Source organism: Ensifer adhaerens (genome assembly GCF_002940685.1).
Taxonomy (GTDB): domain Bacteria; phylum Pseudomonadota; class Alphaproteobacteria; order Rhizobiales; family Rhizobiaceae; genus Ensifer; species Ensifer adhaerens_E.
Genome location: NZ_PNFP01000009.1, coordinates 52,469 through 67,980 on the forward strand (window position 1 = coordinate 52,469; position 15,512 = coordinate 67,980).

Annotated in this window: 12 protein-coding genes; 2 read left to right on the plus strand and 10 right to left on the minus strand. The window is 62.2% G+C overall.

Annotation, left to right across the window (positions count from 1 at the left end; genetic code table 11):
- Positions 1–100 precede the first annotated feature (100 nt).
- Positions 101–3,598 (minus strand): DNA polymerase III subunit alpha, encoded by a 3,498-nt coding sequence (gene dnaE, locus C1A35_RS18255; protein ID WP_104665697.1) that lies wholly within the window; start codon positions 3,596–3,598, stop codon positions 101–103.
- A gap of 418 nt (positions 3,599–4,016) precedes the next feature.
- On the opposite strand from dnaE, the gene C1A35_RS18260 reads away from it, so the two are divergent.
- Positions 4,017–4,589 carry a hypothetical protein gene (locus tag C1A35_RS18260; protein WP_104665698.1) on the plus strand — a complete coding sequence of 191 codons (573 nt, stop codon included), beginning with the start codon at positions 4,017–4,019 and terminating at the stop codon, positions 4,587–4,589.
- Between the two features lie 79 nt (positions 4,590–4,668).
- Entirely contained in the window at positions 4,669–5,136 is a 468-nt protein-coding gene (locus C1A35_RS18265) for a DUF5680 domain-containing protein (RefSeq protein WP_104665699.1), read from the plus strand.
- A gap of 153 nt (positions 5,137–5,289) precedes the next feature.
- Here the strand turns inward: C1A35_RS18265 and C1A35_RS18270 are convergent, their stop codons facing one another.
- The 9 genes from C1A35_RS18270 to nuoN form a co-directional block, all read right to left on the minus strand.
- On the minus strand, positions 5,290–6,600 hold the full coding sequence (locus C1A35_RS18270) for a lipoprotein-releasing ABC transporter permease subunit (protein ID WP_104665700.1): 1,311 nt from the start codon (positions 6,598–6,600) through the stop codon (positions 5,290–5,292).
- Between the two features lie 24 nt (positions 6,601–6,624).
- Complete coding sequence (locus tag C1A35_RS18275) at positions 6,625–7,311, minus strand: ABC transporter ATP-binding protein (RefSeq protein ID WP_104665701.1); 687 nt, start codon at positions 7,309–7,311, stop codon at positions 6,625–6,627.
- 16 nt (positions 7,312–7,327) lie between these two features.
- Positions 7,328–8,638, minus strand: coding sequence for a lipoprotein-releasing ABC transporter permease subunit (locus C1A35_RS18280; RefSeq protein WP_104665702.1), 1,311 nt, complete (start codon positions 8,636–8,638; stop codon positions 7,328–7,330).
- 19 nt (positions 8,639–8,657) lie between these two features.
- Positions 8,658–9,986: a proline--tRNA ligase gene (gene proS / locus C1A35_RS18285; protein ID WP_104665703.1), complete on the minus strand. Its 1,329-nt coding sequence runs from the start codon at positions 9,984–9,986 to the stop codon at positions 8,658–8,660.
- Positions 9,987–10,731: 745 nt separating this feature from the next.
- Positions 10,732–11,001, minus strand: a complete 270-nt coding sequence (locus C1A35_RS18290; RefSeq protein ID WP_104665704.1) for a DUF1467 family protein — start codon at positions 10,999–11,001, stop codon at positions 10,732–10,734.
- Between the two features lie 128 nt (positions 11,002–11,129).
- Positions 11,130–11,534, minus strand: coding sequence for a methylmalonyl-CoA epimerase (gene mce, locus C1A35_RS18295; RefSeq protein ID WP_104665705.1), 405 nt, complete (start codon positions 11,532–11,534; stop codon positions 11,130–11,132).
- 58 nt (positions 11,535–11,592) lie between these two features.
- Positions 11,593–13,260, minus strand: a complete 1,668-nt coding sequence (locus C1A35_RS18300) for a ribonuclease J (protein WP_104665706.1) — start codon at positions 13,258–13,260, stop codon at positions 11,593–11,595.
- Positions 13,261–13,286: 26 nt separating this feature from the next.
- Complete coding sequence (locus tag C1A35_RS18305; protein WP_199772976.1) at positions 13,287–14,051, minus strand: biotin--[acetyl-CoA-carboxylase] ligase; 765 nt, start codon at positions 14,049–14,051, stop codon at positions 13,287–13,289.
- Positions 14,051–15,493 (minus strand): NADH-quinone oxidoreductase subunit NuoN, encoded by a 1,443-nt coding sequence (nuoN, locus tag C1A35_RS18310; protein WP_104665708.1) that lies wholly within the window; start codon positions 15,491–15,493, stop codon positions 14,051–14,053. Before nuoN ends, C1A35_RS18305 begins: the two co-directional genes overlap by 1 nt.
- Positions 15,494–15,512 lie beyond the last annotated feature (19 nt).

The following is a 15,512-nucleotide window of genomic DNA, read 5'->3' on the forward strand; positions in this document are numbered from 1 at the left end:
AAGGCCGGCAAACAGCGCACGGCGCTTTCCGTCGGCGATCGCCTGGTTCCAAGCCTGGCCAGTCGCCGCTCCGCTGCAATTCAGCGGAGACCCGTCCGGATCAGACCAGCTCGACGTCGATGACGCCCGGCGCCGAGCGCAGTGCTGCAGCGATCTCCGGCGAAATCCGGAACTTCTCGCTCAGTTCCACCTCGATCTCGCGCTGGCCATTGTCCTTGATGACGATGAAGGAGACGAGGCCGTCGCCCCTCGTGTTCAAGTGCGAGGCGATCGACTTCAGCGGCCCGGAATCGCGCACATAGACGCGCAGCGCCTTCTGCAGTTGCAGCGATTCTTCTTCCAGCGAGCGCAGCGTCTGGATGCGCAGGCCGATGCCTTCCGGCCGTTCCTCGGCAGCCACCGTCATGACCAGCGATTTGCCGGGCTCCAGCAGATCTCGATACTGGTGCAGCATCTCGGAAAACAGCACCGCCTCGAACTGGCCGGACGAATCGGAAAAGGCAATGATGCCCATCTTGTTGCCGGTGCGCGTCTTGCGCTCCTGCTTCGAGGTTACCGTGCCTGCGAGCCTTCCGGCGGTCGCCCCCTTCTTCACCGCGCCAGCGAAATCGCCGAAGGTCTGCACACGCATCTTGGCAAGCAGCGCGTTGTAGGTGTCGAGCGGATGGGCGGAGAGATAGAAGCCGAGCACCTGGAACTCGCGGTGCAATTTCTCCGAAGCAAGCCAAGGCGTATAGGTCGGAAGCGCGATACGCTCGGGCCCGGTCGCGGCTCCGGCGCCGAACATGTCGCTCTGCCCGCTCGTCTTGTTTTCCTGGGCGCGCTGGGCAAATCCGAGGATGCGATCGAGGCCGCCAACCAGTTCCGCCCGGTCGTAGCCGAAGCAGTCGAAGGCGCCGGCGGCGATCAGGCTTTCAAAGACGCGGCGGTTGAGCAGCTTCGGATCGATCCGGAGGCAGAAGTCCTCAAGGCTTGCAAAGACCTTGTCGCCTCGGACCTCGACGATGTGCTCGACCGCCGATTCGCCCACGCCCTTGATCGCCGCGAGCGAATAGTAGATGCGGTTTTCGCCGGTCTGGAAGTGCCGGAACGAGGTTTGCACTGACGGGGCGATCACCTCGATGCCCAGGCGCTTGGCGTCCTGGCGGAAGTCGTTGACCTTTTCGGTGTTGGACATGTCGAGCGTCATGGACGCCGCCAGAAACTCGACCGGATAGTGCGCCTTCATGTAGGCGGTCTGGTAGGACACGATGGCATAGGCCGCCGCGTGCGACTTGTTGAAGCCGTAGTTGGCGAACTTGGCGAGCAGGTCGAAGATGAGGTCGGCCTGTGGTTTCGATACCTCGTTCTTGACGGCGCCGTCGACGAAACGGGCGCGCTGCTTGTCCATTTCCTCCTTGATCTTCTTACCCATGGCGCGGCGCAGAAGATCGGCTTCGCCGAGCGAATAGCCCGAGAGCACCTGGGCGATCTGCATCACCTGCTCCTGGTAGACGATAACGCCCTGCGTTTCCTTCAGCAGATGGTCGATCTTCGGATGGATCGACTCGACCTCCTCCTCGCCGTGCTTGCGGGCGTTGTAGACCGGAATGTTCTCCATCGGGCCCGGGCGGTAGAGCGCCACCAGCGCGATGATGTCCTCGATACAGTCGGGCCGCATGCCGATCAGCGCCTTGCGCATGCCGGCACTTTCCACCTGGAACACGCCGACCGTTTCGCCGCGCGACAGCATCTCGTAGGTCTTCGGATCGTCGAGCGGAATGCTTGCGAGATCGACCTCGATGCCGCGCCGCTTGACGAAGTCGACGGCGACTTTCAGCACCGTCAGCGTCTTCAGGCCGAGGAAGTCGAACTTGACGAGGCCCGCCTGCTCCACCCACTTCATGTTGAACTGGGTAACCGGCATGTCGGAGCGCGGATCGCGATACATCGGTACCAGCTGCGACAGCGGCCGGTCGCCGATCACGATGCCGGCGGCGTGGGTCGAGGCGTGGCGGTAGAGACCTTCGATCTTCTGGGCGATATCGAGAAGGCGGGCGACGACCGGCTCCTTCTCGGCCTCCTCCTGCAGGCGTGGTTCTTCCTCGATGGCCTTGGAGAGCGGTGTCGGATTGGCCGGATTGTTGGGCACCAGCTTGCAGATCTTGTCGACCTGGCCATAGGGCATTTCCAGGACGCGACCGACGTCGCGCAATGCGGCGCGCGCCTGCAGCGAACCGAAAGTGATGATCTGCGCCACCTGCTCGCGACCATACTTGCGCTGCACGTAGCGGATCACCTCTTCGCGCCGGTCCTGGCAGAAGTCGATGTCGAAGTCGGGCATCGAGACGCGCTCGGGATTGAGGAAGCGCTCGAACAGCAGCGAAAAGCGCATAGGATCGACGTCGGTGATCGTCAGCGCATAGGCGACGAGCGAACCTGCGCCCGAACCACGGCCCGGCCCGACGGGGATATCGTGCTGCTTGGCCCATTTGATGAAGTCGGCAACGATCAGGAAGTAGCCGGGGAACTTCATGCGCTCGATGACGCTGAGTTCGAAGGCCAGGCGCTCGCGGTATTCCTCTTCGGTGTAGCCGGGCGCCATGCCGAGTCTCGCGAGACGGTCTTCGAGGCCTTCCTCCGCCTGGCGACGCAGTTCGTCCGACTCGGCGCGCTCGGCCTCCTCCGGATCCGCCGTCGCACCGGTAAAACGCGGCAGGATCGGCCCGCGGGTCTTCAGCATGAAGGAGCAGCGCCGGGCAATCTCGAGCGTATTTTCCAGCGCCTCGGGCAGATCGGCAAACAGCGCCGCCATTTCCTTGCGGCTCTTCAGATAGTGGTCCGGCGTCAGCCGGAACCGGCTGTCGTCCGAAACCATAGCGTTGTGCGCGACCGCCATCAGCGCGTCATGCGCGTCATAGTCGGAGGGCGACGGGAAGAAGGCTTCATTGGTGGCAACAAGCGGAATGTCGAACTTGTAGGCTAGGTCAATGATCCGGCTCTCGTGCCGCCGGTCGTAGCCGCCATGGCGCTGCAGCTCGATGTAGAGCCGATCGCCGAAGAGATCGTGCAAGGCTTCGAGGCGGGTTTCGGCGAGCGCCGTCGAGCCGGCCTTCAAGGCGATATCCACCGGGCCGCCGGATGCGCCGGTCAGCGCGATCAAGCCTTCGGTGCCGCACTCGGCAAGCCAGGAGCGGGTGATGCGCGTCGCCTGACTGCTCTCGCCGCTGAGATAGGCGCGGCTGACGAGGTCTACGAGGCGCGTGTAGCCGTCATCCGTCGCAGCAATCAGCACGATCGACGGCAGCTTTACGAGCTGATGCCCATGGCCGCGCCGATCACCCTCGGTCTCGTCTTCCATGTCGATCGACAACTGGCAGCCGGTGATCGGCTGTAGCCCGTCACCGGCCGCCTTCTGCGAAAACTCGAGGGCGGCAAAGAGATTGTTGGTGTCGGCGATCCCGATCGCCGGCTGGTTGTCGGCGACCGCCTTGCCGATAACCTTCTTCAGCGGCAGGGCGCCTTCAAGCAAGGAGAAGGCGGAGTGGACGCGCAGATGCACGAACTGCGGATCCGTGCCGAGCGCCTCACTCGATGCTGCCTTGCTGTCGTCTGCCATTGTCGCACCCTGATTCCTGTCCAGCCGGAAGGATATCCCGTTTATCGCCCGCCATGTCCAGTTTGCCCTGACATGTCGTCCCCCTTATTCAACGGGGACGAGGCGCTTTTACGGAGGGTGACTGAGAGGAGATATTGGCGCGGCCTCAGAGGCCGAGCGCGATGAATGAGATGCTTGCGATGAACAGGCTCATCGAAGCGAAGGCGGCGAGGTCACGAACAAAATCCGTCATAACATGGCTCCTTTTCCGTTATGTTTTTACTTTGTTCCATTTTTGTTCACGCGTCAAGTCAACCACAGGTGTTCTGTTCACGATGGTTAACACGACGCCCGAATGCAGGTTAACTGACGAGGAAGCCGCTTGAGGAAAGTGCTACGCCCGCCTATCAAGAGGAACAACCACGCGGAGCGTTCCGACATGACTGCACGCCTCATTCTCCCATTGCTGCTCCTGCTTCCGGCCGTCGCCTCTGCGGCGGAGGCGATCGACCCTGCCCGCATCGTCTCCGCCGCAACCGGCGACTGGAACAAGGACGGCAGCCCGGATCTCGCGCTCATCGTGCGGCCCGCCGAAGGCAGTGATGAGGACAACGGCGTCTACCTTTACCTCGCTGGCGACGATGGCGCGCTCACCTTGAAATCGGCCATTGCGAACAAGGTTTGGGGTCAGTTCGCGCTCGCCGGACAGGCGCCGTCGATTGCGGCATTGCCGAGCGGCTCGCTGCTCATCACCAGCCACAACGACGCCGTCGGACGGGATCGCTGGGAACAGAAACTGACGGTCGCCTATCGGAATTTCGAATTCGTGGTCGCCGGCTACACCTACGCGTCCTACGATACGCTCGATCCGGACAACACGTCGCAATGCGACCTCAACGTTCTGACGGGCAAGGGCAAGACCAACGACAGGCCAGTGGCCACCAAAGGCGAGCTCGTGCTTCTCAAGGACTGGTCCGACGATCGCGGCCAGAAAGCCTGCGGCCTGCAATAACCGAGTAATGTTTCTCATTTGTTCTTTACAACCGCGTCGGATCGCGACATCCTTCTGCGTGAACATATAGGGAACAATCATGACCGCGCTCGGGCCACTCAGGGACTTCATCGTCGAAGCCAAATCAAACACCTATGTCGGCGGTGGCGGGCGACGCTCGTCGTCACGCCCAGGCTCCCACGACATCGGCTATGAGCGGGATCGCTGGCGCTACCTCGACAGCTATTTCGGCGGGACGGACTTCGCAGGACAGGAGACCGTTTGGCACGATGGCGCGCCGCACTGGGCGATGAACTATTTCGGTCGGATCATTCGTCCTGATCTCATCGACGGGGAAAAGGCGGGCCTCGTCATCAAGGCTGCGCTGCAGGCCATGTACCAGGAGAAGCGGCACTTTCTCGGTGGCACTGAGTTTCGGCACGCCCATGGCTACTACATCGACAACAGCCGCGGCGACACCGCACATTTTTCCGGGCACGAGGTCATCTTCGTCGATGGCGAGGAAGCCTACGAACTCGACTATCGCGGCGGTCTGATCAAGCCATGACGGCAAGACCCGGCGCCAGGCGCTACGGACGGCCGGTGAAGACGGGCAATCGGTGAGGCCGCGGCCGCGGCTACGTCTTCCCGACGTCCTTGCCGTCCTCGATCATCAGGCGGCGGCCTTGCCTCCACCACCTCGACATCATCTGTGCTCTTGTCATTCGTAGCGAAGGGCCTGAACCGGATCGAGGCGCGAGGCGCGCCAGCCCGGAAAGATCGTGGCGAGGAAGGAAAGGGTGAGCGCCATGACGATGACCAGTGCTGTCTCGTCGGCGTTCATGTCGGCCGGAAGCTGGTTGAGGAAATAGAGCTCCGGACTGAACAGCGTCGTTCCGGAGATCCAGGAAAAGAACTGCCGGATGGATTCGATGTTGAGGCAGACGACGACGCCGAGCGCCACGCCGGCGACCGTTCCGGCAACACCGATCGCAGCCCCGGCCATGAAGAAGATGCGCATCACGGAGCCTGAGGTCGCGCCCATCGTTCTCAAGATCGCGATGTCGCTGCCCTTGTCCTTCACCAGCATGATCAGGCCGGAAATGATGTTCAGCGCCGCGACCAGCACGATCAGCGACAGGATCATGAACATCACGTTGCGCTGAACATCGAGCACCGAGAAGAAGGTCTGGTTGCGATCGCGCCAGTCGGTGATGAAGATCTGCCGTCCGGCCGCATCCTCGATCGGCTGGCGCAGTTCTTCGACGACATCGGGGTGCTCGACGAAGATCTCGATCGACTGGACCAGCCCTTCGGCGTTGAAGAAAAGCTGCGCTTCCTCGAGCGGCATGAAGAGGATCGTCGCGTCATATTCCGACATGCCGATCTCGTAGATCGCCGAGACGGTGTAGGCCTTGACGCGCGGGTTCATGCCGAGCGGCGTGACATCGCCGTTGGGCGAGGTCAGCGTGATCGTGCCGCCGACCTGAATGCCGAGCTGCTCGGCCATGCGCGAGCCGATCGCCACACCGGAACCGGCGGCAAAGCCGACGAGATCGCCGGACTGGATATGGTCGGAGACCGACTTCATCTTGCTCAGGTCGTCGGCGCGGATGCCGCGCACCAGCGCGCCCGTGGAGCTGTCACCGATGCCTTGAGCCAGAACCTGGCCCTCGACCATCGGGATCGCCATGGTCACGCCCTTGACGCCCGAAAACCTGGTCGCCAGCTCGGCATAGTTGTTCAGCGGCCCGTCGATCGGCTGCACGATCATGTGGCCGTTGATGCCGAGAATGCGGGAGATGAGCTCGGTGCGGAAGCCGTTCATCACGGCCATGACGATGATCAGCGTCGCCACACCGAGCATGATGCCGATGAAGGAGAAACCGGCGATCACCGAGATGAAGGCTTCCTTGCGCCGCGAGCGCAGGTAGCGCCACGCAACCATGCGCTCGAAGGCGGAAAAGGGTCGGCTGGAGGACTTTTCAGGCTGCGCTGCGGCCTGCACCTGATCTTGCACCTCGGCGGTCATCCTGCCTTCCCTCGCCTCAGACCATCACGCCATCTCGACGACCTTGCCGTCTTCGATCGTCACACGGCGGTCCATCAGTGACGCAAGCTCATGATTGTGGGTGGCGATCAGGGCCGCCAGCCCGGACTGGCGGGCGAGCGCTTCCAGCGCCTCGAAGACATAGCCGGCAGTTTCCGGGTCGAGGTTGCCCGTCGGTTCGTCGGCAAGCAGCACCAGCGGCGCATTGGCAACGGCGCGTGCGATCGCCACGCGCTGCTGCTCGCCGCCGGAAAGTTCCGCGGGCCGGTGATCGGCGCGGTGGCCGATGCGCATGTAGTCGAGCAGCGCCCGTGCCCGTTCCGCGGCCTCCGCCTTGGGCAGGCCGGCGATCAGTTGAGGCATCATGATGTTCTCGAGCGCCGAGAACTCAGGCAACAGGTGATGGAACTGGTAGACGAAACCGATCTCGTTGCGGCGGATCGCAGTGCGCCGGTCGTCGTTGAGGTCGCCACAGGAGACGCCGTTGACCAGCACCTCGCCGCCGTCGGGACGTTCCAGAAGCCCCGCGACATGCAGCAGCGTCGACTTGCCGGTTCCCGACGGCGCCACCAGCGCCACGGTCTCCCCGCTTTTCAGCGTGAAATCCGCCCCCTTGAGGATGGAAAGAAACGTCTCGCCTTCGCCATAGTGTCGCTCGACGCCGGAAAGCTGCAGTGCCACGCGCGCATTCATTTAAGATGTGTCCTTGTCATTCGTAACGCAGGGCCTGCACCGGATCGAGGCGCGAGGCGCGCCAGGCCGGGAAGATCGTGGCGAGGAAGGAAAGGGTGAGCGCCATGACGATGACGAGTGCTGTCTCGTCGGCGTTCATGTCGGCCGGAAGCTGGCTGAGGAAATAAAGTTCGGGGCTGAACAGCGTCGTTCCCGAAATCCAGGAGAAGAACTGGCGGATGGATTCGATGTTGAGGCAGACGACGACACCGAGCGCCACGCCGGCGACCGTTCCGGCCACACCGATCGCTGCACCCGTCATGAAGAAGATGCGCATCACCGAGCCTGAGGTCGCGCCCATTGTTCTCAGGATCGCGATGTCGCTGCCCTTGTCCTTCACCAGCATGATCAGGCCGGAGATGATATTCAGCGCCGCGACCAGCACGATCAGCGTCAGGATCATGAACATCACGTTGCGCTCGACCTGGAGCGCCGAGAAGAACGTCTTGTTGCGGTCACGCCAGTCGGTGATGAAGATCTGCCGTCCGGCCGCATCCTCGATCGGCTGGCGCAGTTCTTCGACGACATCGGGGTGCTCGACGAAGATCTCGATCGATTGCACAAGCCCTTCGGCGTTGAAGAAAAGCTGCGCTTCCTCGAGCGGCATGAAGAGGATCGTCGCGTCATATTCCGACATGCCGATCTCGTAGATCGCCGAGACGGTGTAGGCCTTGACGCGCGGGTTCATGCCGAGCGGCGTGACATCGCCGTTAGGCGAGGTCAGCGTGATCGTGCCACCGACCTGAATGCCGAGCTGCTCGGCCATGCGCGAGCCGATCGCCACGCCGGAACCGGCGGCAAAGCCGACGAGATCGCCGGACTGGATATGGTCGGAGACCGACTTCATCTTGCTCAGGTCGTCGGCGCGGATGCCGCGCACCAGCGCGCCCGTGGAGCTGTCACCGATGCCTTGAGCCAGGACCTGGCCCTCGACCATCGGGATCGCCATGGTCACGCCCTTGACACCCGAAAACTTGGTCGCCAGCTCGGCATAGTTGTTCAGCGGCCCGTCGATCGGCTGCACGATCATGTGGCCGTTGATGCCGAGAATGCGGGAGATGAGCTCGGTGCGGAAGCCGTTCATCACGGCCATGACGATGATCAGCGTCGCCACACCGAGCATGATGCCGATGAAGGAGAAGCCGGCGATCACCGAAATGAAGGCTTCCTTGCGCCGCGAGCGCAGGTAGCGCCACGCCACCATGCGCTCGAAGGCGGAAAAGGGTCGGCTGGAGGACTTTTCAGGCTGCACTGCAGCCTGCACCTGATCTTGCACCACGGCGGTCATCCTGCCTTCCCTCGCCTCATTACTTCGTTGCGATCAGCTTGTTGATCGCAGCTTCGACGGTCATGGTCTCGCGCTCGCCGGTCTTGCGATCCTTGACCTCGACTTCGCCATTGGCGATCGAACGCGGCCCGACGATGATCTGGACCGGAACCCCGATCAGATCGGCCGTTGCGAATTTCGCACCGGCACGGTCGTCGCGGTCGTCGAGCAGGGCATCGAATCCGGCCTTGCCGAGCTCGGAGTAGAGCGTCTCGCATGCGCCGTCGCAAGCGGCGTCACCCGCCTTCATGTTGATGATGACGCCATCGAACGGCGCGATCGACTTCGGCCAGATGATGCCATTGTCGTCATGCGAGGCTTCGATGATTGCCGGCACGAGGCGGGTCGGACCGATGCCGTAGGAGCCCATGTGCACGGCGTGCTCCTTGCCGTCGGGGCCGAGAACCTTGGCGCCCATGGCTTCGGAGTACTTGGTGCCGAAATAGAAGATATGGCCGACTTCGATGCCGCGGGCGGACAGTCGGTCGCCTTCGGCGACCGCATTGAAGGCTGCCTCGTCGTGCATTTCCGACGTCGCGGCATAACGCGACGTCCACTTGTCGAAGATCGCCTTCAGGCCGGCAACGTCATCGAAGTTGGTTTCTTCGCCCGGAATGTCGAAGCCGAGGAAGTCCTTGTGGCAGAAGACCTCGGATTCGCCGGTGTCGGCGAGAATGATGAACTCGTGGCTGAGGTTGCCGCCGATCGGGCCGGTATCGGCGCGCATCGGAATGGCGCGCAGCCCCATGCGCGCAAAGGTGCGCAGGTAAGCGGCGAACATCCGGTTATAGGCGTGCTCGGCCCCTTCCCGGTCGAGATCGAAGGAATAGGCATCCTTCATCAGGAATTCGCGCGAGCGCATGGTGCCGAAGCGCGGACGGATCTCGTCGCGGAACTTCAGCTGGATATGATAGAGGTTGAGCGGCAGATCGCGGTAGGACTTCACGTAGGAGCGGAAGACGTCCGTGATCATTTCCTCGTTCGTCGGACCGTAAAGCATCGGCCGGTCCTGGCGGTCCTTGATGCGCAGCATCTCCCTGCCATAGGCGTCGTAGCGCCCGCTCTCCTGCCACAACTCGGCGGACTGGAGCGTCGGCATCAGGAGTTCGACCGCGCCGGAGCGGTTCTGCTCCTCGCGGATGATCGCATTGACCTTGTCGAGAACCCGCTTGCCCAGTGGCAGCCAGGTATAGATGCCCGAGGATTGCTGCCGGATCATGCCCGTGCGGAGCATGAGGCGGTGGGAAACGATTTCCGCTTCCTTAGGGTTTTCCTTGAGGATGGGCATGAAAAAGCGGGACAGGCGCATAACGGGTTCCAGAACTTGATGAACGTCGCACTATCGGCGGATTCGGGCGAAATGACGTTGAGCTTAGATGCCGGCTCACCTTTTGATGGTAAAGGCGACCGCTGCTTCTCGGGTCGGGCTCTTTCGTTTTCCATCGCCAGCGGAGCCGGCAGGAACCTTTATGAGCCTTGCGTTCATAGCTGCTTCGCAGGCGGAAGAAAACCCTGCTCTCCGTTGTCACGGACAGAGAAGGCAGCCACGGATTTTGAGGGGGAATGCGACGCCGCTCCTGCGTCAAAAGAGCACGCTAGTAACAAGATTACGACAGGAATTGTCAACGGGAATATTTTACTCGACTGTAGCAAAAATGCAAAAAAACAGGATGACAGCGCCCAATGTTTGGGCTAGTTTCGGCTCACAAAACAGGCATGAAGACTAAATTCTTGCCGACTTTCGCGGTCAAGTCTTGGGAGGATAAGATCTTAGGCGCGCCTAGTCGCTGCCGCCGGAAACGGATTAAAGATCACGCGAAACTTGAAAAACAAGGCTTTCAGCCTTGTTTTTTTTTGCTTTTCAGCAAGCGGCGCTTGTGCGAAGCACTTTCAAAAATTGAACTATGTCAATTTCACGGCGGTCAATCCTGCAATTGCTCGGGTTTTGTCCGCAGCGCGTGCAGGGCCCTGTCAAGGCAAGGGCATCCCCCGTCAAATCCCGCAGAATATGTCGCAAGGAAAACAGCCACCGCGCGGCAGCCCCAATGAACGTATCAATAGAATTTGGGGTAGAAACGCGGAATGGAATCGATGCCGTAGCCGAGCCTCACGGAGACGATGTACCAGGCAAGTTGAATGACGGCCGCAATCACCGTCGTCAAAAGCACGACGCGTTTGGCGTTGAACCGTGCCGGCGCGCTCTCGACACTGCCCGGAACGACGCTGTTTTCTTCGGCCTGGGTGCGGACGCCCAGGGGCAATACGGCAAAAAGCGTAATCCACCAGATGATGAAGTAGATGGCAAAGCTCGAAAAAAGCGACATTCTCAGCTCCGGATGAGGGCGATCGGCAAGGCGGCCAACAGCGCATTTCGCCACGACGTCCGCGACATTCTGCCCGCCTTATAGCGCCGCCGGCCCTTTCACACAAACGGCGCCCGCGCGATCAACTGTCACACCTCTTCAAGTTCGATCAGTGTTCCCTGGAAATCCTTGGGGTGCAGGAAGAGCACGGGCTTGCCGTGCGCGCCGATCTTAGGCTCGCCATCGCCCAGCACCCGGGCTCCCGCGGCACGCAGTGCGTCGCGCGCCGACAGGATGTTCTCCACCTCGTAGCAGATGTGATGCATTCCGCCCGAGGGGTTCTTCGCCAGGAAAGCCGCGATCGGCGAGCCTTCACCAAGCGGCTCCAGCAGCTCGACCTTGGTGTTGGCAAGCGTCACGAACACCACGGTCACGCCGTGTTCGGGCAAAGCCTGCGGCGCCGTGACCGAAGCCCCGAGCGTCGCACGATAGCTTTCCGCGGCGACGGCAAGGTCCGGCACGGCGATGGCGATATGGTTCACTCGTCCGAGCATGGCGATCCTCCCGCGATAACGTCCGGTTCCGCTTACATGGCCGCTGGCGGCGCGCCAATCAGACTTTGGTGACAAACACCGTGACGATCGGCTTCTTGCCCCAGATTTGGTTGGCGGTGCTGCGAACGGCGCGGCGGACCGCCTCCTGCAGCATCGCCAAATCCTTGCGCTTGGCACGCGGAATGCTCTCGACGGCGCCGAGCACGGCGTCATAGAGCGTATCCTCCATGTCCTCGCCCTCGTCGTCGAATTCCGGCAGACCGATCGCGACGATATCCGGATCTCCGAGGAAGTCGTAGCGGCTGTCGAGAACGACGTTGACCGCGACATGGCCGGCAAAGGAGAGCTTGCGGCGCTCGCCAATGCCCATTTCCTCGAAATCGCCGATGAGGCTGCCGTCCTTGTAGATGCGGCCGTGCGGCACTTCGTCGATCACCTCGGCTGGCCCCGGGGCCAGGCGCAGCATCTCGCCGTTTCGAAGCCGCGGCACGCTGGCGATGCCGGATTGGCGGCCGAGTTCCCCATGCGCCGTCAGATGCGCCGCCTCGCCATGAACAGGCACGAGAATCTGCGGCCGCAGCCACTGATACATCTGCTGCAGCTCCGTGCGGCGCGGGTGACCGGACACGTGCACAAGCGCCTCGCTGTCGGTAATGATGTGGATGCCCTGTTCGACAAGGCCGTTCTTGATGTCGTTTATCGCCTTCTCGTTGCCGGGGATCGTACGCGATGAAAACACGACCGTATCGCCGGCAGAGAAAGCGACGTTGCGCATCTCGTCTCGGGCGATCTTGGCAAGTGCTGCCCGCGGCTCGCCCTGGCTACCCGTCAGGATGACCACGACCTTGTCGCGCGGCACATAGCCGAACTCGTCTTCGGCCAGGAACGGCTTGATGCCTTCCATCAGTCCGAGGTCAGCAGCGACGGCGACGACCCGCTTCATCGAGCTACCGAGCAAAAGCACATCCCTGCCCGCTTCTTCAGCCGCCTCGGCGATCGAGCGGATGCGGCCGACATTCGAAGAGAACGTCGTGATGGCGACCCGCCCCTCGGCGTTGGCGATGATCTTCGTCAGGCTTTCGGAGACTTCCTGCTCCGACGGCGAAACGCCGTCACGCATCGCGTTGGTGGAATCGCAGACCAGCGCCAGCACGCCCTCGTCGCCGATCTGGCGGAAGCGCGCCTCGTCGGTCAAGGGTCCGAGCGACGGCTGAAGATCGATCTTCCAGTCGCCGGTATGAACGACGGTGCCAACGGGGGTGCGAATGATGAGCGACATCGGCTCGGGGATGGAGTGATTGACGCCAACCGCCTCGATCTCGAACGGACCGACATTGATGCGGTCACCCTGCTTGAAGATCGTCACGGGGATTTCGCCACGGCTTTTCTCGAAGTCACGCTTGGCTTCGAGCATGCCCGCCGTAAACGGCGAGGCGTAGACCGGCACGTTGAGGCCCGGCCAAAGATCGTTCAGGCCGCCGTAGTGGTCCTCATGGGCGTGGGTGATGATGATGCCCTTGAGATTGCGGCGCTCTTCCGCCAGGAAGCTGATGTCTGCGAGAACCAGATCCACGCCCGGAAGCTCCGGTCCCGGAAAGGTGACGCCGCAATCGACCATGATCCATTGGCGGCTTCCCGGCCGTCCGTAGCCGTAAAGGCCCAGATTCATGCCGATTTCGCCGACGCCGCCGAGCGGCAAGAACACCAGTTCTTCTTCTTGCGCCATATCGTGATGCGCCCTTGTTCTAAAGATTATCCGAAAAATACGTCGCCGGCGGCAATCGCCTGCATCGTGCCCGAGCCGGTATCGAGCAACAATCGCCCGGCCTCATCAATACCGGCAAAGCGCCCCGAAAGCGATCGGTCCGGCAGGTTCACTGTTATCGCTTCGCCGATGCCGCGGGCGGCTGCCCGCCACTGTGCGATCGTTGCGGCGATGCCTGCGCCCCGGTCCCAGAGCGCCAAAGTCTCCGCCATCGTCAGGAACAGCCGCGCGAACAGTTCGTCCGGCGAGACCGCAGCCCCCTCCTTCGCCAGCGACGTCACCGGATAAAGGGCTTCATCCGGCTCGACGGCAATGTTGATGCCGCAGCCGATGACCAGCGCCCGGCGTCCGTCGGCAAGGTTTTCGCCTTCGAGCAGGATGCCGCAGGTCTTCTTGCCGTCGATCAGGATATCGTTCGGCCACTTGATCTCCACGGGTGCCGAACCAGGCGGCATCACCTGGCGGATTGCCCGGTGGACGGCGACGGCTACGGCAAGCGGCAGAGAATGCAGGTGCTCGACCGGCGCCGGTTCGATGAGGAGAAGCGAAGCGTAGAGATTGCCAGGTTCGGAGAACCATGCCCGGCCGCGACGGCCGCGCCCGCCGGTCTGCCTGACGGCCGTCACCCAGAGATTGCCCGGGTCGCCCTGGCGCGCCCGCGCCAGGCATTCGCTGTTGGTCGACCCGACCGCATCGAGAGCGACGTGCCGGAAATCGTCGAGCGAAATCCGGCCGCCGCTTTCAAGGGCGATCAAAAGAAGGTCCGCGCCGCGACTTCAGCGGCGTTTCCGAGCGGTCCGCCGATCAGGACGTATCCGAGAACGAACAGGCCCGAGAGACCGAACACCAGCCGCAGTTCACCGGCGGTGCGGGCGAACTCGCCCTTGGCATCGTCGAACCACATCACCTTGATGACGCGCAGGTAGTAGTAGGCGCCGACGACGGATGCGAGAACGCCGATGATGGCGAGCGCATAGAGCTGGGCTTCGATCGCCGCCATGAAGACGAAGTACTTCCCGAAGAAGCCTGCCATCGGCGGGATGCCGGCGAGCGAGAACATTAGAACGGTCAGCACGGTCGCCATGAAGGGGTTGGTCTGCGAGAGACCGGCGAGGTCGTCGACGTTCTCGACGTTTTCGCCTTCCTTGCGGCGCATCGCCAGGATGCAGGCGAAGGTGCCAAGCGTCATGACCATGTAGATGAGCATGTAGAGCAGCACACCGCGCACACCCGCCATGGAGCCGGCAGCAAGACCGACCAGGGCGTAGCCCATGTGACCGATCGAGGAATAGGCCATCAGGCGCTTGATGTTCTTCTGGCCGATCGCCGCGAAGGAACCGAGCAGCATCGACGCGATCGAGATGAAGACAATGATCTGCTGCCAGTCGGCAACGACGGGCTCGAAGGCATTGATGACAATGCGCACGAGGATCGCCATGGCGGCAACCTTCGGTGCTGCCGCGAAGAAGGCGGTGACCGGCGTCGGCGCACCTTCATAGACGTCCGGCGTCCACATGTGGAACGGCACGGCCGAGATCTTGAAGGCGAGACCGGCGAGCACGAAGACGAGGCCGAAGATCAGGCCGAGCGAACGGCCTTCCGCCGTCAGTGCGGCAGCGATCTCGGTAAAGCCGGTGTGGCCGGTGAAGCCGTAGATCAGCGACATGCCGTAGAGCAGCATGCCCGAGGACAGCGCGCCGAGCACGAAATACTTCAGGCCGGCTTCCGTCGAGCGGATGCTGTCACGGTTGATGGCGGCGACGACATAGAGCGCGAGCGACTGCAGTTCCAGCGACAGGTAGAGCGAAATCAGGTCGTTGGCCGAGATCATCAGGAGCATGCCGAGCGTCGCCAGCACCAGGAGCACCGGGAACTCGAAACGGTCGATCTGGGCGGAGCGCGCATGGCCGACGGTCATCACCAGGGCGGTGATGGAGCCGATCAGCGCCAGCACCTTCATGAACTTGGCGAAGGGGTCGGAAAGGAAGGCGCCGTTATAGGCCGCCCCTTCGCCGGTCTTCAGCACGAGCCAGAGACCGGCGATGATCAGAAGGGCAACCGCAAGACCGGTGACCGTCGACGCCGACTTTTCGCCGGAAAACACGCCAATCATCAGCAAGGCCATCGCGCCGACCGCGAGGATCAGCTCGGGGATCGAGAGTTGCAGGCTTGCAAGGAGGGTTTCAGCAGTCATGTCCAATCACGTCCTGTGG